This is a genomic window from Bacillus sp. SA1-12 (assembly GCF_000981385.1).
Lineage (GTDB): Bacteria > Bacillota > Bacilli > Bacillales > Bacillaceae > Metabacillus.
In genome coordinates this window covers 214,408-235,428 of the sequence record NZ_LATZ01000119.1, presented here as the reverse complement: position 1 = coordinate 235,428, position 21,021 = coordinate 214,408, and the positions used below count along the sequence as shown (strand labels likewise).

Below are 21,021 nucleotides of genomic sequence, written 5' to 3'. Positions count from 1 at the left end.
ATTCCAATTTGGTTTATGCTTGTCGGAACTGTTCAAGTCGCTTGCGCATTTGAATTTTTAAAATCAATCCTCTCTCGTTTAGGGTTTGACTTCCAATCATCCCATGTTAGCTCATATTCCGATAGAATTTTTTCTATCCTTCTTTTAAAAGGAAGTCCCTCTTTTCGTAACACCACCTTCATGGGATCTTCGTGACCTCCAAGCTTTGCGTCAACCCAATTCGCTAATTTGTGTTTATATATTTCAACCTCCCCTAGCAAAAGAGCAGATAGATTCCTTTCTTCATTTGGATCGTTATACAAATCATAAAGCTCTGAAACAGGTCTCGTAAAAGGTCCTGAATCGTAGGTTTCAATATACTTATATCTTGTTGTTCTGATCCCTCTTGCTGCCTGCCATGCACATTCGCTTAAGTATATCTCAGAGTGATGCTGGGTCTTTTTTCCTTCCATTAAGGGCCATAAGCTTTTCCCATCAAGACCCTCGGGTAACTTAAGGCCAATGGCTTCTAAAATGGTCGGCATTAAATCGGCATGTTGAACTAATCCAGTTGGTCTTACACCTTCTGAAATCATGCCAGGCCAGCGAATTATCAGCGGTATGTGTACCGTAGACTCATAAAGTCCGCAATGATCCCAATAAATATCATGCTCTGTTAAGCTTTCTCCATGGTCCCCAAATAAAACCAGCATTGTCTCATCCCGAATACCTTGATTCAACAAAAATTCATCTAATTCTTCAAGCAAATCATCTAAATACCGAATTTCCGCATCGTATAAAGCGCTTACATAATCAGTATCTGTTATATTGCCAAGCAGATCATAATGATGATACTTAAAAAATGGATAGGCGGGATGATTGAGTGCAGGCTCCATACTTTTATTTAATGGATCATAAGGGTTTTTACCGGCATCATAAAATAAGGGAATATGTTTTTCAGGTGGTAAGTATGGTGTATGAGGATCCCAATAATGAAGAAAGAGAAAGAAATCCTCATCTTTATGTTCCCTAATCCAGGGCATTGCAAGATCATTGATTGTCTGACCATCAATCCATCTTGTTTTTCCAATCGTATTCATGTAATACTGATAACCTCTCGCAAACCATTCTTTTAAATGATATAAATTATCTACTGCGGCTGTGGTAAACCCTGCTCTTCTAAGAATGTCTGGAAGCCAAGCTATTTCTTTTTTTAAATAACTAGATGGTGAACCATGTGATACAACACCAGTTGTTAGGCCCACTTTTCCTGTAAAAATACTCGTATGAGCAACCTCTGTTGGGATATCAGATGCGTAAGCATTTTCAAATAATGCACCTTGACTCGCAATCTTGTCCAAATACGGACTTGTCTGTAGTTGATATCCATAACAGCCCAGCCGTCTTGCACGAAGTGTATCTAATGAAATAAAAATGATTTTCATCATTCTTCCCCCCCTTAGACTTTGTTAATGGTCTATTGATTTCCGCTTCAATCAACAAAACAACGAAATCAACAAATTGTCTTAACATAGCAATTTTTCATCATAAATTCTTTAGCTTTCCTTATGTTTAATCATACGGTTATCATCAATATGAAATCATGGTCATTTCGGACATGTTATTGGTTGATCAAGCCAAATAGGAATCCCTCAGGTAATACGGCATTATTTCCTTACCCATTTATTAGTGTTTTTTTCATGATTATTAATCTGCGACAAAATAACTTTGTTATCGTTTACAAAATAATGATAGACAAGTAAAAAAATAGTCATTAAAATAATGATTACTGAGTAAACTTTCAGCCAATTTGTATAAGAACCATTACAAACATTTTTCCATATTAAGTTTTCGTCAGAATGAGGGGATGCTACGATGTTAAAAGACTGGAAAAAAATATTACTGCTTGCCATTCCTTCAATTGCCTCCTTCGCTTCCATGACACTTACTGGTACGATTAACCTTATCATGGTTGGTCAACTCGGGGCACTTGCAATCGCCATTGTTGGTGTTTCGAATATTATCATGTACAATGCTTGGGCGATTTTTTCTGGCATAGGTCATACAGTTAATTATTTAGTTGCACAAAACTACGGCTCTAAAAATATAAAAAAAGGGGTTGAGCGAACGTACATTGCTTTTTATCTTTGTATGATCGCATCACTATTCATTTTCGTCGTTGGCTTGCTATTTCCCGGCGATATCTTTAGAGTCATGGGCAGCTCTACTGAGATGATCGAGCAAGGAAAAAATTATTTACAGATTCGATTTTTTGCGATGATGTTTTCCATTTTCATCTTTGTTTTTCATGGCTTTTTCAGGGGAATTGGCGACACAAAAACGCCGATGATCAGCTCGGTTATCGGAAACTTGATCATGATTTTTCTTACTTACGGGTTAACATACGGACATTTTGGTCTGCCGGAAATCGGCCTTGATGGCGCAGGGCTTGCGTTCTTAATCGGTGAAGTTGTTATATTTTTGCTATGTGCTTATGTGTATTTTTTCCGCCTACATTCAAGGTTTGCTACCCGTAAAATTGTACCGTTTAACAAGTCCGAATCAAAACTCATATTTGGGGAAAGTTCTAAGCTAGGTGTCCAGGAGTTTTCAATGAGTATGGCAATGTTTGTATTTACGGCATTTGTAACTAGGCTGGGCACAAATGCATTAGCTGCAAATGAAGTCGCCTTAAGCGTGATGAGCCTAGGATTTATGCCTGCATTTGCATTTGGTTCAACAGCAACGATTCTTGTAGGGCAGGAAATAGGAAAAGGTAAACCTTTGGAAGGCAGAAAAGCTGGTACAAACACAGCCATCTTGGGATGTATCTTTCTTTTTATTTTGGGGATTATCCAATATATACTTGCTGAACCCATCGCAAAAATCTATACCGATGATGTTTCTGTTTACGTGCTTGCATCCAAATTGATCATGATTTCTTCCTTTTTACAGTTGTTTGATGGGTTACTAAACTTTTATGCCGGAGGGCTGAGAGGAATCGGAGATACGTCCTTCTTATTAAAAACATCTCTCATTTTAGGTTGGTTATTGTTTATACCGCTTAGCTATGTTCTAACCTTTGTCCTAGAGCTTTCAAGCGTCGGGGCGTGGATTTCTTTATATACTTATTTAACCTTTTTTGGTGTTGCGGTCATGATCCGATTTTACCGTCAGGACTGGAGTATTATTAAACTAAAAACCTCCGGTAATGAAATACAGGAAAGTGTCAGTTGATTTGAACCTATTTTTCAAACAAAACAAGCTGAATCTATTCGACTCAGCTTGTTTTATTGTATACGCAGCAATTAAAACAATCCGCCATCTTCATCCGCCCTATTTAATAACCCTTCGAGCTCTAAAATAAAAGTCATTTGGTCATTATTTAGTTTTGTAGTTGGAATATTAGGGTCGGCAATTATTTTTCCGTTATCCTCTTGTTCAATATTCAACTGAACATAAAAAGGATCTGTTACCCCATCTAAATAACCTCGCCAAATATGCAGGGAATGCTCCTTAGTTCCTTTTGTAATTGGTTCTTTTTCAGAAAAGGTGATTTCCTTCCCATGAATTTCTTCTAATCTTTCGACTTTATGCAATCCATCTATTAATGCATCGTATATGTTGTTAAAATAGGTATTAGTATTCTCAATAACTACATTTTGAATCGGATCACCGACTTCCACTGAATAAAAAATCGACATGAAGACCACCTCTTTTTGGATTCTTTTTATCATTTTTCTCGTTTTGACGATTTTTTAAACTTACCCATTATAAATGACAGCTTCTAGTAAGATTTTTTTAATAGCCCACACCCATTTTTTGTATATTTAGAAGACTCACTTCAATGGATTATTGGATCTTTTTCAAATTTCACTAGGTTTGGATCTGTTTCCTTCATTAGAAAATCATAACCATTACGAAATCCGAATTTTTCTTTTTGTTTTTATCGACTGGAAATTACTTTAAATGAATTTGCTCATTATGAGCTTATAATTTAATTTTAACTTCAATTTTATTGATATATCATTGTACTAAATGGTTAGATGTTGATTTTGAACATTACTTCCAAGTTATTTACCCAAAACTTATACAGAACAAAAACTCCCGTACATCTTAACGGGAGTTTTAAACAAAAGAAGGTCGGTTTGACAGCATGTGGCCCATTCTGCTAACAAACGACCCAGAGTATTTTGTCAGGATTTTTTTATTTAATCTGGCATTGATATCGATAACACTTTTAAACAGAAACAATGGCGGGTTACTTCTATACAAAGTTGTGAAGCTAATTCAAGTGCATTGTCCACGTTACTTAAACAATTATCGCAGAAATTTCTCTACAAAAAATATCAATATAGTCAAGATGAAACTATAGAACTTAAGAAAAAAAGGCTTTTTATATGATGTTGAGGTTATATTTAAAAGTTCAATCAGAAATATTCAGAACAGCACGAAACCGAGTCGATGCTGCCATCATTTTATCGTATGCTTCACTAGCACGTTCTAGAGGAAACGTTTCAATCATTGGCCGTACATCAGTTAGAACACTATAGTTAACGGCTTCTTTGATTTCTTTTGCTTGTCCTGTAAACGAACCCCTAACCGTTTTCGGTCCTCTTAAAAAGTCCATTGCTGATAATTCCAATTGCTCACCAGAACCGGCTACAATAATTAGTTCACTGTCTGAACCAAGCCCATTAATCAGTGAAGAAATCGCTTTGGCGTTTGGCGCAGTAGCAAGGATTACTTTGGCTCCGCCTAATGCCTGTAATTCTATAGCTGGATCTACTTTTTCTGAATCAATATAGTGATGTGCCCCAAGTTGACGTACCAATTCTTCTTTATCACTACCGCGTGAAATGGCAACGGTGCGATATCCTGCTTTCTTTGCGTACTGAACAGCTAGGTGTCCAAGTCCGCCAATGCCTTGGATGGCTACAAGATCGCCAGGCCGAGCTTTGCTGTTTCTTAGCGCACTATACGTTGTTTCACCCGCACACATAAGTGGTGCTGCTTCTAAAGAAGATAATTCATGAGGAATGCTTGACAAACGATCCTCATAGGCCACCATATATTCAGCGTAACCACCGTCCATTGTCAGACCTGTTACATGGTTGTCCCCTCCATGATATCCAATGCCGACACGTTCACCAATTTTCCATTTCGTCGAACCAGTGCCAAGTTTTTCAACGATACCAATGACTTCATGACCAGGAATGCGGGGATATTCTGGAGCTCCCCCTTTAATGGTCCCCGAATCTCCGTTACATACTCCGCATGCTTCTACGCGAATCAGCACTTGTCCTTCTCCCGGCTGGGGCACCGGAATCTCTACTAGTTTCATCTTTTCTCCCTTGGACGAAATTTGCATAGCTTTCATCATTTTCATCATATCCTGCCTCCACATCATTATTTAATAGTATTGAAAATATGTGTCATAAAGGCTTATTATTTAAATGAATGATTTCAAAAACTGCCTGTTCAGCTGACTGAAGTGCACCTTCAAGATGTCCGCCAAATTGTGAATTCGTCTCTGAACCAGAAAAAAACATTTTCCTTTCCCATCCCCCTGCGATTGGTGGTTGACCATAACTCGGAAAATCTCTAAGCGGATCCAGATCTTCCTCAACAGCTGTTTCGGAATCATTGGCCCAATCCTTGTAAAGGATCGCACGTACGTTTTGAGCCGAGGGGCCAAAAAGCCTGACCAATTGGTCAATGACCAATTCTAAAACCTTATCTTCTCCCAGTTCTCGGCGCATTTTTGCTGGCATTCCGAAGAAACCAAATAATGCACCAGAACCTATTTCAGGAGAAGCATCGTGGATTTCCTGCAAGGGTCCAACCCAGCTCGATACGAATCCAGAGAGTCCTGATTTCCTCCAAAAGGGACGATCATAGATGGCAACTGCCTTGGCCTGTCCCGCCATCCATGTCGGTTTGTTTACAAGATCAGTCATAAGATCTGTAGGGAGAGAAGGAGAGAATTCAATATGACGCGCCGCAATTCGCGGCGGCAATGCAAGGATTACAGCACTTGCAGGAACTTTTTCTATCTTTCCATCAGCACGGCCTGCTTCAAGTGTGATAGCACCAGCCTTATCTAGTCGAATTGCTGTTACTCGCGTTTCTAGCTCAACTATGCCTGGCGGAAGAGTATTTGCAACAGCATCGATAAGGGATTGCACACCTCCTCTGAATCGCACCGACCTTGCAACAGAGTTTTCTGGTAGTACATAACGCTCTGGCGGTTCCTTGTGGTATCGCTCTGAAAGCATTGCGCCTTCGGTGTACTGGTCAAAAGTTCCTACATTCAGTTTTTTGACAAGATTAGCAATCGTCCTCTCATACTGAGGCCAGAACCATGTAGGCCCGAGATCAAATTTACCCAAGTCAGGCCTGTTTGGACTTAGAGTGCTCAATACTCTTCCTCCAATCCTATCTCTAGCCTCCAGCACCCTACATTTGATGCCTTGTTCAGTAAGCAGAGACGCAGCATGAAGACCACTTAAACCAGCGCCAACAATAACTACAGGATTGTTCATATTCTTACCTCCTTCTTATCGTGTGTGTAGGCTTTCTAAATGTGCTTACGAAAGAGTTCTTCCTCTTAGTATTAGCCAGTTAAATTGACTCATCGAATGCAATTAATGCATTTACTCCATGTGCAAGGGCAGATCCTGCTTTTAGTGCAGTAGCAACCATTATAGATTCAGCTACTTCTTCCTTCGTCGCTTTTGCTTTTTTAGCTCCTTTAGTGTGAATATCGATGCAATAAGGACACCCTGTTGTATGTGCTACGGCTATTGCGATAAGCTCTTTTTCCTTAACAGTAAGTTCTCCTGCTTTCATTGCTTGTTGATCAAATGCAATAAATGCTTTAAAAGTGTCTCCGTTTAACTGAGAAAATTCTTTTAATCGATTAAAATAAGCTGCTCTATACAATTCATCATCATCAGTTTTATCATAAGCATTAAGAGCGTTAACTCCATGAGCAAGTGCCGAACCTGCCTTAAGGGCAGTGGCAATCATCACTGCTTCAGCCATTTCCTCTTTTGATGCTTCCTTGTTTTTTGCCTGCTTGACATGAAGTTCTATACAATAAGGACACCCTGTTGTATGTGCTACAGCTATTGCAATAAGCTCTTTTAACTTCGAGCTTAATTTCCCCTCACCAAGCGCCTTCTTGTCAAAGGTTACAAAAGCTTGAAATACATCAGGAGACAATTTACTAAATTCACCTAAACGTTTAATATTTGATTTTTTATACAGACTATCTTTATTCATTATCATTTCTTCTGCCTTTATCTAAATATTCAGAAAATTATCTACCTACCGGTCAGTACAAAAAGATTTATAATAAACTTTAAAAATTTATAAATGAAAAATGCATGTCAGTAAGAAAGGTAGCACATTTTATAAATCACATCGATGATAAAATGTATTATAAAATTTGTCTTTTCAAATATAAACTACTAAAAATGCATTATTTATTACTTTGTCCATTCTTACTGACATTATAAAGCAATATTTTTGTCTTTATCGTGTATCGAGACTCGCTATTACCCAAGTTGTGAATACAATTTGCAATGTTTTTTGTAAAATCAATAAAATACAAATTGAAAGCATATGAAAGTTCATAAGCTATAGTGCATGTAGTCATGAAATATCTATTAATGTTTTTGTTCCAGATACTTCTGCCATTCATGAATACTTTCTGCCATACGGTAAGCCATAAACCCTTGCTCTTTCATTTTTTGCGCAGCAATAGCAGAAAAAGCACAGAACTGCCCTCTACAATAAGCTACAACTTCTTTATCTCTCTGTAATTGTTGAAGATATAAATCTAACTTTTCCATAGGAACAGAGACCGCACCTTCTATATGCCCAGCGTTATATTCTTCTGCTGGACGCAAGTCTAGGAGGACAACATCTCCGCTATTTAACTTTTCGTACACTTGATCCATCGTAAGTGTATATAAACCTTCCATACCACCTAAGAAATCTTCTTTAATCCTAGTGATATCTGAAAGTTGATTTTCCCCAATATGCCATAAGGAAAATAATAACTCAACAACAGATGGATCAGCCAATGAATAAATAGCATATGTTCCCTTTTTAGTAAACTTAACTAACCTTGAATCATTTAGAACTTGAAGATGACGAGAAACATTAGCCAAATTCATACCTGTATCCTGCGTCAACTTTTCAACTGTTTTTGGACCTTGAGCCAGTAAATTTAATATCTCAAGGCGTTTGTCACTCGATAAACATTTTCCAATTCTTGCTAGTTGTTTATACAATTCATCTTTATAATCTTTTGCAGAAGAAATGAGCTCTTCCATACTAATCATCCTTTATTATTCAATTATTTACATTGTTGATGATACTATAGTTGAAGTAAAAATAACAAAATAATAATTTTATTTGCTCATACTCATCTGCAAGAGAAAGCTATGTGTTAAAGAAATGATTATAGAGATTGCTTTCCTTATGCAGGTTAGCCGGAATTAACAATATCATCGTTTACAATATAGATCCATTGATATTACTGTTTCTAAATTATTATGGTTAGATACAAGGGTACTGATTAAAATGTAGAAAACTTATTACCACTTTTTTATGATTGCTCCTTTTTTATCATTATCTTAATCTAGCTGTAACTCCACCATCAAGTGGCATAATAACACCTGTAATCCATGACGATGAATCATCCGCAAGGAATAAAACTGCATTTGCTACATCGTCTGGAGTACCATTGCGCCCAATAGGATGAAACGCATTAAAAGTTGGTAATACTTCTGCTACCTGTTCTTCTGACATAAAAGTATTATAAATTGGTGTTTCAACAACTGCAGGTGCTACTGCATTTACTCGAATGTGATCACCAGCAAATTCTACGGCTAAATTTCTTGTTAACGCATGTCTACCTGCCATTGCAGCAGAGTATGCAGATGAAGGAGTTGCTTCCACTGCTTGAATTGCCCACATAGAACCAGTATTTACAATTGCTCCACCCCCACGTTTTTTCATTTCTGGGATAACTGCTTGAGAAGGATAGAATGTTCCTTTAACGATTGTATCTAAATAGGATTGTAGATCGTCCTCTGTGTGGTCAAGGAATGGTGTTGGATTAAATTTCCCTGTATTATTAACTAATATATCTACACCACCAAACACTTCTACTGCTTTTTCAACCAAATTCTCCGAAGTTTCTTTTTTACTGATGTCACCGGCTACATATAAAACTTTTTTGCCAGTTGGGTCAATTTCTAAAGCCGTTTCCTTTAACACATTTTCTCTGCGTCCATTAATAACCACATTTGCTCCTTCTTCAAAAAACCTTTTTGCAGTGGCTTTCCCAATCCCGGTACCTCCACCAGTTACGATTACAGTTTTGTTTTCAAATCTCATTATCATTCATCTCCATTTTTATTATTTCGTTCAGTTGATGCATCAATCACATTATTTACTGTTTTTAGTTACCAATTACTAATTCATTTACAATAGGTAACTCTATTAACTACCTACTAAAGGTTGATTTAATTTAAAACATTTATTTCCAATTTGTGATTAGACAGCCCTATGTTCATCTTGAAAAATTCATGTGATTCAAATCTAATTATTCAATTGATTAATTGAATAAGAGCATAAGAATTCCAACTAGTCTATCAAATTTATTTACCTAATAAGAATAAAGCTTATTTCTTCTACAATTGGAATTGAACTTTACATGGCCCCGCACCAAGGAGCCCGGAAATCATCCAATGTCACGCCTGAACCTGGTTTTGAAATGTCTCTTTTATCAGTTTTTTTATTGCCCCTATAGAAATAACCTCCTCTATTTTTCTACTATTATTAATGAGATACAACTAATTATCATAAATATAATAATCAATTGATTAATTGAATAATACAATTAAAAATGCTTTTCGTCAACCCAAATAAAAAGTTGTCTTTTAATAAAGGAAAAAGTATTAACGTCTATAACTATCTAACTAAATAAAAAACCACAAAGGCTTATAAGATGTAGATGTTATAATAATGATTACGATAAAACACAAAAAAGCGATTCTATAAGCAATCGCTTTGCAACATTGAGTTATTAAGTTATATGGCGAACAATAATCAACATAAGGAAATGGATATAACATATAAAACTGGAGCACAAGACATTATTTCTCTGGGGTGTCTTTCTCGATCAAACTGACAACTCTGAATTATAAAAGAGTTGTTTCTTTTTCTAATTCGCGATGCAATACTTCTCCCATACGCTTCATACCTTCAATGATTTTCTCGTTAGACATGTTTGAGTAATTTAAACGAAATGTACTTTTTTGTGTACCATTTGGAAAAAATGGCGCACCAGGAACACAAGCAACATTATTTTTCAAGCACTCGTTAAATATATGCGTTGAATCAACGCCCTCAGAAAGCTCAACCCAAATAAATAATCCGCCTTCTGGCTTACTGTAAGACAAATTCTTTGGGAAAAATTCTTCAATACAAGTTAACATAGTTGTACATCTTTCTTTATAAACAGCTTTGATTTTCTTAATATGCTCTTCGATATCATAAATTTCCATATACTTCGCTGCCATTCTTTGAGCAAAGCTGTCAGTATGTAAGTCAGCTGTTTGCTTAAAAGCAACGTATTTATGAATGAAAGATTTGTCTGCACAAATCCATCCAAGCCGAAGACCGGGAGAAAAAATTTTCGAGAAAGTGCTTATATAAATGACTCGACTCTCTGTGTCAAAATGTTTCACGGGCGGGAGTTCCTCACCGGCAAACCTTACAGTTCCATAAGGATTATCCTCTACAATCAGCACATCATATTGATTAGCAAGCTCAATCATTCTTATCCGTCTTTCGAGTTTTAGTGTGCGGCCTGTAGGGTTTTGGAAATCTGGAATTGTATAGATAAGTTTTGTGTTAGGATGCTCTTGAAGTTTTTTCTCTAGCTCTTCCATCACCATTCCATCATCATCCATAGCTACTTCAACAAATTTGGCATTATATGACTTGAATGCGTTAATTGCTGCAAGGTAGGTTGGGCTTTCACAAATAATCGTATCTCCCTCATTGATAAATAATCTTCCTGTAAGGTCTATTGCTTGCTGGGATCCTGATGTAATAAGAACATTTTCTATAGTAGAGTTTATTCCAATACTTTTCATCCTTTGACAAATAGCTTCTCTTAATGGAATATATCCTTCTGTCGTACTATATTGAAGAGAAGCCGCACCTTCTTCATTCAATACAGCATTACATACTTCCTTAAGTGCTTCTACAGGAAACAACTCTGGAGCTGGCAGTCCTCCCGCAAATGAGATGATTTCTGGTCTTTCTGTTACTTTTAGTATTTCTCTTGTCTCAGAAGATTTTATGAAACGAGCTCTCTCAGCAAATTTATTTTCCATATATAAACCTTCCTTTTTTTATTTTTTATACTGTTTAGAATTTATTTTATAAGTTTAGTAGGCTGCCCTTACTCTATTAAAATGTCGAATTTTCAGTTACTTCTATTTTTTCAATCCTAGTCTTTTTTCTAGTGGCATAAATAATAATTGGAATAAGCAGTAATGAGAGTACAGCACCAGCAATGGAAAGTGCTCCATAACTAGAATGTGCTACAACGATTCCTGATAAGCCTCCACCTAATGCTCCTGACAAAGCAATCCAAACATCGACAGAACCCTGCGTCTTAGCCCTAGTAGATGGCGGAGTTGCATCAACTAGGATTGCTGTGCCGCTAATTAAACCAAAATTCCAGCCAAGCCCAAGTAAAACAAGTGCTGTAATGAGGACGACCATCGAATCAGCAGGTCCCATAGCAGCTAAAATGCCTGAAGCAAGTAGCGTAACAGCTGAAGCAATGGCCATAGCAGAACGGCCAATTTTATCAACAAGAAAACCAGTTACTAATGAAGGCAAAAACATAGCACCAATATGAAATCCAATAACAAGCCCTACTTCATTCAAACCATGTCCATGGTGTCCCATATGAATAGGTGTCATCGTCATAATTGCCGTCATTACAAATTGAGTAAGAACCATTACTGATGCACCTGCAAAAATTCCTCGTCTGTTTATTGATAACATAGTAGATTTTTCTTCTAATAGGCTGTTTTTACTTTGAGTATCTGATATTGCTTTTGCAACAATAAAGGGATCAGGACGAAGAAAAATTAACAGAACCAAACCAGCAAGTATATAAGCTGTGGCAGCTAATATAAATGGACCAGCTAAAGAAGGAATTCCTATGGATTTGGCAAACCCACCCATTACATCCACCAGGTTTGGGCCTGCAACTGCACCGAATGTGGTGGAAACCATAGCCATACTAATAGCCTTTGCCCTTTGTGTGGAGTTTGCCAAGTCAGTTCCTGCGTAGCGTGCTTGTAAGTTTGTTGCTGATCCAGCTCCATAGATAAGCAGTGAAATAAATAAAAGGAGAATGCTATTTGTTAATGCTGAAATGACTACGCCAATGGCACCAATGCCTCCAGCCAAAAATCCTGTCGCAAGTCCGGAACGACGTCCAAATCGCTGAGAAAGACGTCCCACAAGCAGTGCAGCCCCTGCTGACCCTAAAGTGAATAATGTCGTAGGAATTCCTGTTACACTATCTGTACCTAACATGTCTTGGGCTAAAAGTGCCCCCACTGTTATTCCTGCTGCAAGTCCTGCACCTCCAAAGATTTGGGAAATGATCACAACTATTAATGTTCTTTTATATAGTTGTTTTTGTTTTTCTGAGGAACGAATGTAGACTTGTAACCAATCTGATTGAACATCTGACTTTTTTACGCTACCTTGTAACACGATCTAACCTACCTTTCTAGAAAATTAATTTTATTTTATTTAATCCTTCAACTAGATTTTAAACATCTTATCACTATTAAAAAAGCCACACAATATTATAATTGTATGGCAAACAATTTTTTAACAATCTTTGAAAAAATAACCATTATTGTTATGAAGTGAGACTTCCATCCGACAATAACCATTGTAATCTCTAAATATGGTAGCACACAAAAAAACCATACAATTCTATAATTGTATGGAAAACAACATTGTAAATATACGGAAAATAATATTAGGTAAGATCGTTTAGTAAACGCTTAAGGATCATCAATCCTTGCTCAAGCTCCTCAAGCGTTTCTGGTGCACAGACAGCAACCCTTACAGCCCGCTCTGGACAACTATTTCCAACGACAAAACGTTCTGCCGCATACACTTGTACCCCATGTTTTGCAGCTAATCTTTCAAATTCAGCGCCTGAGATTTTGCCTGGTAATAGTAACCAGCGAAAGATACCTGTATCAGAACCTAAACAGCTATAGTCTGCCAAATATCGATTTACCACTTGATTTCTTCGACTGGTTTGTTCCCGATGAACATCAATGATCGTTTCAAATTGATTGGAAACAATCGTACGTGCAGCCAGTTCTGCTAGTAATTGGGAAACGGATATATTTAGATTATAAAGTGCCTTTGAAATAGGCTCCTTAAATCGACTCGGTACTGCAACATAGGCTAATCGTAACCCCGGTGCTATTGATTTCGATAAACTCGCAATATAGATAACCTGTTCAGGTGCAAATGCTGCAACTGCTGGAAGTGGTTTTTCGTTGAGTAGATGATACGTCGCATCTTCAATAATGAACTGATTATACTTTTTGGCAATTGCTGCAATCGATTTGCGATTCTCAACAGACATACAAGAAGCTGTAGGGTTATGATAATCTGGAATCAAGTAAATACCTTTTATATTGTCATTTTTACACGCATATTCAAAGGCAGCTGGACTCATTTCATTGTTCTCTGATTTTATCGGTACTATTTTCACACTAAGCATCGCTGCAACAGTTTTTAAACCAGGGTATGTATGATCATTAGCACCAATACGGTCTCCAGGCTTACAAAGACTTGCTAGTGTTGCAGCCATCGCATTTTGGCCCCCATTAGCAAATAAAATGTGATCAACGGTTGTTTCAAAACCACCTCTTCGGATTAACTTTATTGCCGCATCCTTCAGCCAAAGGCTTTCACCTGCCCGACCATAACCAAACCATCTTTCATAATCTGGCTCTTGCAGCATACTTTTTAGTTGCAGCAGCAATGGCTCATAAGAAGCATTATCTGGAAGTGTTGCCCCCATTTCAATTAATTGCTTTGGCTTTGTATCTTCAAGTAAATATGCATTCGATAACGCATCATACGATACAAATGTCCCACTTCCTACCGATGCACTTAACAACCCCTTTAACTCACACACTTTAAACGCTTTTGAAATGGTACTCAGATTTAAATCTAAATAATCGGCCAGTTCTCGCTGTGGGGGAAGTTTTGTTCCTGGTAATAAAACTCCGTTTAAAATATCCTGTTCCAATTGCCCTGCGATTGCTTGATAAATTGGCTTTTTCGTTTTATCAATCGATGGTTTCCAGCTCATCGGATAGTTTTCAAAAGAATTAATCGGCATAATACGCATCCTTTTTCATACAATTATATGATTGTGTGGTTTATAAAACAATTATAATTTTCTTTAATATTAATGCCCTTAATGAATTTCAAAGTAGCGATTGTTTTTACTTAATGGTTTCGAAAATAACAAAAGCTAAAACTAAGTATTTGGATAGAATGAATTTACTCTTCAAGATAGAAACTGTGAAAGGCTAGGAGGGTAAACTCATGTCAATAGAGGAGATATTAGCTCTTGGCAACCCTGCTGCCTTAAAACCTACGATTGTTGGAATCTTAGAAGCAATTAATCCTGGTGTCATGCCTGCTAAATTAACCGCATCATTAAAAACTGTTGTTGTGATCCATCCCTTACTTGTTACCCTCATTTTCTAAGGAAGCATTGCATAGCCTCCACCAAGCAATAACCATGCAAAGTGCTAAAGAAAACGGTGCCTTATCAATTAATGCAATTTTTAACTCAACATACACAAACAAAGCGAAAGTTGCTCGGCTACCTAAGAATTCTAATTCAACATATGGGTTTTCTTAAAAGTTAGAAAGCACCCCAAGATATAAGTTTAATCAAAAATGTAGGAGGTAATGTTGCAGCAATAACTCCACTTTAACCAGATGGCTGATAAGGATGGCTGCATTTACTGCTATAGCACCTGTATTGTCCCTGTAATGGCAAAAACATCTTTGAGATTCTAACTTTTCACCCATTTTTTTATGAACCACTTCTTTTTTAATTAATGGAACCATGACATAACCACCACTAGAAGTAACAGGTCCTATCATGAAAAAGACCAAAAAATTAAGAGACTTTTTTCAATTCTCCCTTCATATAAATTCCTTCTTTCTTAGTTTGTTTAGATTTGTTTACTTTATTGTATCTGCATTTACAATAGGACTGCAGATTCGTAAGGTAAATTAACAAATGCATAGGTAATAACAGATAGTTATACGAATTTAACATACCTGACAAGTAGGATTTGAACATTTACTCTCAACATATAAAAAGCTCCAACTCTTCTATTCAAAGAGTTGAAGCATTCAGTGAAATAATATAAAAACTTGGGTCATAACACTCTCAAATTATCTTGTCTGCATAGAAAAAATTATCAGGGGGTTGGAATGTTGCCTCTCCGCCATCAACATTCTAAATTCAAAATAACTTTTCCCGTCTTAAGTAAACTGCTTCGTTCGTGTAATAAAAAACCGATCCTCCATGATAGAAGCAACCCACCAGTTAGTTGAAGAAAATCCAGAAGGGTACGAGGTTCCTTCTATACCCTTGCTTTTTTGTTAGATTTTTATTGTTTTTGTAGCAATTGTCTTTTGGAAAGTATGATCATGTTCTACAAAAACCATAGTGGGATTAAATGTTTGGATAAGCTCTTCAATTTGCATACGAGAGTATATATCAATAAAATTTAATGGTTCATCCCAAATATATAGGTGAGCATTTTCACATAAACTCTTAGCGATAAGTAACTTTTTCTTCTGTCCACCTGAATAATAGGATATATCTTTTTCAAACTGTATTCGATCAAAATCCATTTTTCTTAAAATCGACTTAAATAACGTTTCATCAATCTGATATTCCTCGATAAAATCAGTTAGCATCCCCTTTAAATGAGAGGTATCTTGTTGAACATAAGAAATTATGAGATTTGAACTTGTATTTAGCGTACCTGTATGCTGAATTGGATTGCCTAAGATTAATTTTAAAATACTACTTTTTCCACTGCCGTTCTTACCATCAAGTACAATTCTATCTCCTTGTTCAACATTAAAACTTATTGGTTTGTTAATAATTTGACCATCATATGTTACAGACACATCAGTTAATTGAATGAGCATCTTAGATTTAAATTCCAATGGTTCTAACTGTAAGGATTCCGTTTTTTCAACGTTTTTTAAAAGCTTCGATTTTTCTTCAATCGCTTTTTGCTGTCTAGCCTCAAGGTTTTTAGAGCGTTTCATCATTTTTGCAGCTTTATGCCCTACAAAACCTTTATCCAATTTAGAACCTGAATTCGTTGTTCCATTTTTAGTAGCTTCGACTTGATTAGACCAACCTGCTGAACGTTTTGAAGCTTGTTTTAACCTTCCAATATCCTTTTGTAGACGTTCATTTGTTGCTTCTTCATGTTCCTGTTGGCGGTCAAAATTCATTTTCCAAGTAGAATAATTTCCACTTTGAACTTCTATATTTGCTCTATTTATTGACAAGATATGATCAACGCAACCATCTAAAAAGTTACGGTCATGAGAAATTAAAATAAATCCTTTCTTCTTCCTCAAATAATTTGAGACCATCTTACGAGCTTCAGTGTCTAAATGATTCGTTGGTTCATCAATTAATAAAAATTGTCCTTCGTTTAAAAATAAAGCGGCAAGTAGTACTTTTGTTTGTTCACCGTTTGATAAGGTTTCAAATGGACGGTACATTGCTTCCGCATCGACATTTAAGTAAGCTATTTCTCGAAGAAATTCCCAATCTTCTGCTTGAGGGCATATTTCTTCTAGAATTTCATGAGTATACTTACTTTTATCTTTTACTGGAAAAGGGAAATAATTAAAATCAACCGAAGATATAATTTTACCGCTGTATTCGTATTTCCCTAATAATAAATTAAAAAAAGTTGTTTTCCCTCGGCCGTTTCTGCCTATGAAACCTAGCTTCCAATCTGTATCAATCTGAAAGCTTACTTTTTCAAAAATATTATCAAAACTACTCGGATAAGAGAAAGTTAAATTTCGAACTTGTATCATTGACATATTAATTCCTCCTTTGTATTTCATGCTTTCTTTAAATACAAAGTCGGTATATCCATCTCGTTTACTTTACTCCGTATAAGTTTGATGGAGTATAACGACTTATACGGAGCAATTCATGTGTAACATCCAATTCTAAAGACATGTTATCTCTCCTTTTCATTAGAATGCAGTTAAAGGTTTATGAATTATATTCTTTTATAAAAGAAAATAAATATCCTTCCAAAAAATTTGGAAGGATTAATCATATCTCATATTTAAAAGCCCCTAATATACCAATACCATTTAGCACATTAGGTTTCACAATTGAATTATAAAAATGATCAGACTAATCCTATTCCTTAATGTTTGAAACTATTTAATTAAATAGGTTATGGATTAGTGAATCATTATTATAAGTTCAGTCCTTTTATTTTGTTTATAAAAATATGCCCTACGTTCTTTTAGAAAAGGGAAATTTATAAATACGTTTCAATTGACGCTGCTTTTTTCAACTCGAGAACAAAGGCTTTATCTTTCTCTGCTCGCTTTTCTTATTCAAGGATAACACGAAAGTATTTCTTTTGCATATCCCCTTTTAAGGTGATTTTTGGTGTTCGTGTTCAACCTTTCTTTGAATACACTATTTTACAATTCCATGGATTACTTGCACATGGTACACCATTTAATACCTATCCTGTTCCGCTATTCCGTCTTATATCTTTATTATGTTCGTTCAAATTAAGTAACATAGTTAAAGATAAAAAAGCCTCCTGCCATTTTGACAGAAGTGCTTCACCAATTAATTGTCTATTCCCTATTGGTCTGCCAAAGTGGTTTGTAATGCCTCAATAGCCAGCTTGGAATCATGTCCTTTTGCATATAATTTAAGGCTTCCTAAAAAATCATGAAGCTCGCTAGTGCTTAAATAGCTTTTAGCATTTAATGTCTTCTTTCCAAACTCAATTAAGATATAGCTATCAAATTGGTTTGCTTTAGAAACAATTCGAATAATTTTTTTGTGATCGATTTTTTTATTCAGTAAACAATTTACAGCTGCAATCAAATTAATCCCTCCTACGTTAATTTTTAAAATTTCATATGGAGCAATTAAAAAAGGAAAATATTTTTGTGTTAAGAGTTGAAATGAGGGACATTATTTTGCAAGCTCCATATGACATCATTTATTGTATTTTTAGCTTACAGAAAAATTTTACCAATGGCTATTTTTTTGTTATGTTTCATGACGTACATTTTATTTAGAAGGAAAATTTCCGTGACAAAACATTACATTCTAGCAGTTATTGTTTATAAAAAAAGAGGCTGCTTCAAAAGTTCACACTTTTTGAAGAGCCTCTCTCATTTTTAGTGGCAATATTGCTCAGCAATCGCCTTGATTCTGTTGATTCCATCCCATAAACTCCCCGGACCATCATAAACTAATGTAATCGGGCCTTTGTAACCACTGGATGCTACCAAGTCTAACGATTTTTTGTATTCGGATTCATCAATTTGCCCTGACTTGTCATAATTCGCTTTTGCATGAACAGATTCTGCATAAGGCATAAGGGTTTCAATAGAGTGATATTTCTCTTGGGGTGAAAAATTCCCAAAATCCACTGTTAATCCAAGCTGCTCTTTATTTGAGTTGAGAAGTTCCAGACAATTTTCTTTTGTGGAAGCAAGTTGTTTAAAGTTTTCGGTTACAATCATTATTCCTTTAGGTTTAGCGTATTCTGCAAGTTGTTGAAAACCATTCTTTGCGAGTTGGATCGCTTCTTTGTTATGTGGATTCGCCTCACCTGCAATGACACGGACACTTTTTGCCCCTGCAATTGCAGCGACATCAATCCATTTTTTAATAAATTCAATATCAGAGCTTCGTCTTTGAGAATCTGCATTGCTAATATCTCCATAGTCAACTAACAGACATTGAAAAGTAATACCAGATTTCGCAAGGACATCATTAAGCTTATGTAAATATTCAGGTTCTGTGCTCGGAAAATGGAAATGGCATATTTCTAATGAACGAAAATTTTGCTTCGATAATTCATGAGGTAAATCCAAAAGGGCCATATTTTCAGGTTGTTCTTCAATTCTAGTTTTTTGAATGCTTTCGTTTTCATCCCAGTATGTCCATTTTAATGGACCAAGTTCTCTATGAAGACTCCAAGTTGTTAGAGATAGATGCGGCATGTTGCTAACCTCCTTTTTAACGTTATATGTAAATTCAACAGATCTAACGGTTGTTCCTTCTTTTCTCTCAAAAAGAAAAACGAGCAAATGAAAAAAGATTGTCTCAGTTTAAGGCCATTTTGAGACAACCTTTACTATAGAGATTTTATTCAATTTTTCAAAAGAAATTTTTCACCATTTCGTAAGTATGATCGCAATTTAAACAATGGTAATAAATTGACATATTATCCTCAGTAATTTCATGCTTAGTTTCTTTCCCGCACTTTTCACAAACCTTTTGTTCATAAACTTCCATTGTACACACTCCTTTCTTGATGGTGATATGGTGTAATACTTGTTCCCGGATAATAAAACTGAAGAATTTCCTTATACGTTTTTCCATTCTCCCCCATTATACTTGCTCCCCACTGACTCATTCCTACACCATGGCCATACCCTTTACCTTTCACCGTGTAAACTCCTTTTTTTACTTGTAAGGAATCAATTAAATAGCTTTTGAATACATTACCGCCAATCATTGAGCGGATGGTCTTTAGTTTTACGTCAACAAGATCAACAGATTCATACAAAATGGTACCATCAATTAACCGATGCAAAAATTCAATGGTTATAGAACCATTCTCAGTTCGTTTCGACTGAAGCTGTTGGTTTGATAGCTTTAAACGAGGAATGGATAGGATTTTAATATCACCAGGAAATCCGTTTTTTTGCAGCCATAATTTTATTGTCGCCGTTATTTCTTCATCCTGCTCTTTCAACCGGTTCCACCAATTAGGATGATCCCAGTTTATCTTACCGATATTTATTTGTGTTTGGTGTAATGTAAATGTCCAAGGATAGCCTGGATCATAAGGGTCCAGCTTTATTGGAAAATAAGATATTGGTTTCCCTCCCCATACATGTGCATTATTTTCCGTGACTCCTCCATTACTTGCAGAATATAGAGCGTCAATAAGATGGCGGTGAAAAGTAATCACTTCATCGGTTGTTTCATCAACGGCTTTGATGGTTCTTTTATTCCAAGTATATCCGCCGTAAACCTGATAAAAAATTGTATCGTCCAATACCTCGTTTATATGTGAATAGGTATATGTACGCGCAGCCAGAGCCTGTGCTTTCAATGTTTCCATATTCCAGGAAGGATACACTTCAAAAGGGACAACACCTTTTAAATAATCCTCTACAGCTAATTGGTTGATTGGACGAATCACCTTATTTTTTTCTAAACGGAATTCCATAGAACCTAAATATGGACGGCCATTTACATATATTTGATGTTTTCGATCATAAATACCTGGAATAATGATCAGATTTTCTTTCAGTTGATAATGCTTACCATTACCTTTTAAATGGATCTGTCCCTTTTGTACACTTATACGATAATTAACATTTTCCTTTAACGAAAGAGCAGGATCCAGTGTAATATAATCACCTTTAAGAGCGATATCTAATTCCTGTGTATCCCCAATATAGTTTATTAATTTTACTTTAACCATTTCTTCTGCATTTATTTGTTTTGGTATTATGATGATGAATAACAGTATAAGCAAATATCTCATAGTTTTATCATGCCGATGAAAGTATAGGATTATTCATTAGCAACCTTCATCCAAA

17 protein-coding genes are annotated in these 21,021 nt (G+C 36.0%); 1 reads left to right on the top strand and 16 read right to left on the bottom strand.

Going from position 1 to position 21,021, the window contains the following annotated elements; all coding sequences use genetic code 11:
• Positions 1-32: 32 nt before the first annotated feature.
• Entirely contained in the window at positions 33-1,427 is a 1,395-nt protein-coding gene (locus WQ54_RS20560; protein WP_052737888.1) for a sulfatase, read from the bottom strand.
• A 427-nt stretch (positions 1,428-1,854) separates the two neighbouring features.
• Between WQ54_RS20560 and WQ54_RS20550 the strand changes: the two genes are divergently transcribed.
• The gene (locus WQ54_RS20550; protein ID WP_046586854.1) at positions 1,855-3,216 is read left to right on the top strand and encodes an MATE family efflux transporter; all 1,362 of its coding nucleotides are present in this window, start codon (positions 1,855-1,857) and stop codon (positions 3,214-3,216) included.
• 71 nt (positions 3,217-3,287) lie between these two features.
• Here WQ54_RS20550 and WQ54_RS20545 read toward each other — a convergent pair whose 3' ends face one another.
• From WQ54_RS20545 to WQ54_RS20480, 15 genes are all read right to left on the bottom strand, one after another.
• A complete protein-coding gene (locus tag WQ54_RS20545) occupies positions 3,288-3,683 on the bottom strand; it encodes a hypothetical protein (protein WP_046586852.1) in 396 nt (131 codons plus the stop codon).
• Positions 3,684-4,405: 722 nt separating this feature from the next.
• A complete protein-coding gene (locus tag WQ54_RS20540; RefSeq protein WP_084822212.1) occupies positions 4,406-5,368 on the bottom strand; it encodes a zinc-binding dehydrogenase in 963 nt (320 codons plus the stop codon).
• Positions 5,369-5,414: 46 nt separating this feature from the next.
• The gene (locus tag WQ54_RS20535; RefSeq protein ID WP_046586850.1) at positions 5,415-6,524 is read right to left on the bottom strand and encodes an FAD-dependent oxidoreductase; all 1,110 of its coding nucleotides are present in this window, start codon (positions 6,522-6,524) and stop codon (positions 5,415-5,417) included.
• A 79-nt stretch (positions 6,525-6,603) separates the two neighbouring features.
• Positions 6,604-7,266 (bottom strand): carboxymuconolactone decarboxylase family protein, encoded by a 663-nt coding sequence (locus WQ54_RS20530; protein WP_046586849.1) that lies wholly within the window; start codon positions 7,264-7,266, stop codon positions 6,604-6,606.
• A gap of 386 nt (positions 7,267-7,652) precedes the next feature.
• On the bottom strand, positions 7,653-8,324 hold the full coding sequence (locus WQ54_RS20525) for a metalloregulator ArsR/SmtB family transcription factor (protein WP_046586847.1): 672 nt from the start codon (positions 8,322-8,324) through the stop codon (positions 7,653-7,655).
• 298 nt (positions 8,325-8,622) lie between these two features.
• Positions 8,623-9,393, bottom strand: a complete 771-nt coding sequence (locus WQ54_RS20520) for an SDR family NAD(P)-dependent oxidoreductase (RefSeq protein WP_046586846.1) — start codon at positions 9,391-9,393, stop codon at positions 8,623-8,625.
• 806 nt (positions 9,394-10,199) lie between these two features.
• Positions 10,200-11,402 (bottom strand): PLP-dependent aminotransferase family protein, encoded by a 1,203-nt coding sequence (locus WQ54_RS20515; RefSeq protein WP_046586844.1) that lies wholly within the window; start codon positions 11,400-11,402, stop codon positions 10,200-10,202.
• A gap of 76 nt (positions 11,403-11,478) precedes the next feature.
• Positions 11,479-12,810 carry an MFS transporter gene (locus tag WQ54_RS20510; protein ID WP_046586842.1) on the bottom strand — a complete coding sequence of 444 codons (1,332 nt, stop codon included), beginning with the start codon at positions 12,808-12,810 and terminating at the stop codon, positions 11,479-11,481.
• A 271-nt stretch (positions 12,811-13,081) separates the two neighbouring features.
• The gene (locus tag WQ54_RS20505) at positions 13,082-14,470 is read right to left on the bottom strand and encodes a PLP-dependent aminotransferase family protein (protein WP_046586840.1); all 1,389 of its coding nucleotides are present in this window, start codon (positions 14,468-14,470) and stop codon (positions 13,082-13,084) included.
• 193 nt (positions 14,471-14,663) lie between these two features.
• Positions 14,664-14,771 (bottom strand): hypothetical protein, encoded by a 108-nt coding sequence (locus WQ54_RS35700; protein WP_369094759.1) that lies wholly within the window; start codon positions 14,769-14,771, stop codon positions 14,664-14,666.
• 262 nt (positions 14,772-15,033) lie between these two features.
• Positions 15,034-15,213, bottom strand: coding sequence for a hypothetical protein (locus WQ54_RS20500; RefSeq protein WP_046586838.1), 180 nt, complete (start codon positions 15,211-15,213; stop codon positions 15,034-15,036).
• 543 nt (positions 15,214-15,756) lie between these two features.
• Positions 15,757-17,235 (bottom strand): Lsa family ABC-F type ribosomal protection protein, encoded by a 1,479-nt coding sequence (locus tag WQ54_RS20495; RefSeq protein WP_046586836.1) that lies wholly within the window; start codon positions 17,233-17,235, stop codon positions 15,757-15,759.
• A 793-nt stretch (positions 17,236-18,028) separates the two neighbouring features.
• Positions 18,029-18,277, bottom strand: coding sequence for an HPr family phosphocarrier protein (locus WQ54_RS20490; RefSeq protein WP_046586834.1), 249 nt, complete (start codon positions 18,275-18,277; stop codon positions 18,029-18,031).
• A gap of 299 nt (positions 18,278-18,576) precedes the next feature.
• Positions 18,577-19,407: a sugar phosphate isomerase/epimerase gene (locus tag WQ54_RS20485; RefSeq protein ID WP_046586833.1), complete on the bottom strand. Its 831-nt coding sequence runs from the start codon at positions 19,405-19,407 to the stop codon at positions 18,577-18,579.
• 281 nt (positions 19,408-19,688) lie between these two features.
• Positions 19,689-20,966, bottom strand: coding sequence for a SpoIID/LytB domain-containing protein (locus tag WQ54_RS20480; protein ID WP_046586831.1), 1,278 nt, complete (start codon positions 20,964-20,966; stop codon positions 19,689-19,691).
• Between the last annotated feature and the right edge of the window lie 55 nt (positions 20,967-21,021).

Excerpts from the sequence above, each read along its gene's own strand:
- WQ54_RS20495 (WP_046586836.1), bottom strand. The coding sequence starts at position 17,235 with ATGTCAATGATACAAGTTCGAAATTTAACTTTCTCTTATCCGAGTAGT.
- WQ54_RS20500 (WP_046586838.1), bottom strand. The coding sequence starts at position 15,213 with ATGGTTCCATTAATTAAAAAAGAAGTGGTTCATAAAAAAATGGGTGAA.
- WQ54_RS20560 (WP_052737888.1), bottom strand. The coding sequence starts at position 1,427 with ATGATGAAAATCATTTTTATTTCATTAGATACACTTCGTGCAAGACGG.
- WQ54_RS20545 (WP_046586852.1), bottom strand. The coding sequence starts at position 3,683 with ATGTCGATTTTTTATTCAGTGGAAGTCGGTGATCCGATTCAAAATGTA.
- WQ54_RS20550 (WP_046586854.1), top strand. The coding sequence starts at position 1,855 with ATGTTAAAAGACTGGAAAAAAATATTACTGCTTGCCATTCCTTCAATT.
- WQ54_RS35700 (WP_369094759.1), bottom strand. The coding sequence starts at position 14,771 with ATGACACCAGGATTAATTGCTTCTAAGATTCCAACAATCGTAGGTTTT.
- WQ54_RS20505 (WP_046586840.1), bottom strand. The coding sequence starts at position 14,470 with ATGCCGATTAATTCTTTTGAAAACTATCCGATGAGCTGGAAACCATCG.
- WQ54_RS20535 (WP_046586850.1), bottom strand. The coding sequence starts at position 6,524 with ATGAACAATCCTGTAGTTATTGTTGGCGCTGGTTTAAGTGGTCTTCAT.
- WQ54_RS20530 (WP_046586849.1), bottom strand. The coding sequence starts at position 7,266 with ATGAATAAAGATAGTCTGTATAAAAAATCAAATATTAAACGTTTAGGT.
- WQ54_RS20525 (WP_046586847.1), bottom strand. The coding sequence starts at position 8,324 with ATGGAAGAGCTCATTTCTTCTGCAAAAGATTATAAAGATGAATTGTAT.
- WQ54_RS20485 (WP_046586833.1), bottom strand. The coding sequence starts at position 19,407 with ATGCCGCATCTATCTCTAACAACTTGGAGTCTTCATAGAGAACTTGGT.
- WQ54_RS20515 (WP_046586844.1), bottom strand. The coding sequence starts at position 11,402 with ATGGAAAATAAATTTGCTGAGAGAGCTCGTTTCATAAAATCTTCTGAG.
- WQ54_RS20520 (WP_046586846.1), bottom strand. The coding sequence starts at position 9,393 with ATGAGATTTGAAAACAAAACTGTAATCGTAACTGGTGGAGGTACCGGG.
- WQ54_RS20540 (WP_084822212.1), bottom strand. The coding sequence starts at position 5,368 with ATGAAAATGATGAAAGCTATGCAAATTTCGTCCAAGGGAGAAAAGATG.
- WQ54_RS20480 (WP_046586831.1), bottom strand. The coding sequence starts at position 20,966 with ATGAGATATTTGCTTATACTGTTATTCATCATCATAATACCAAAACAA.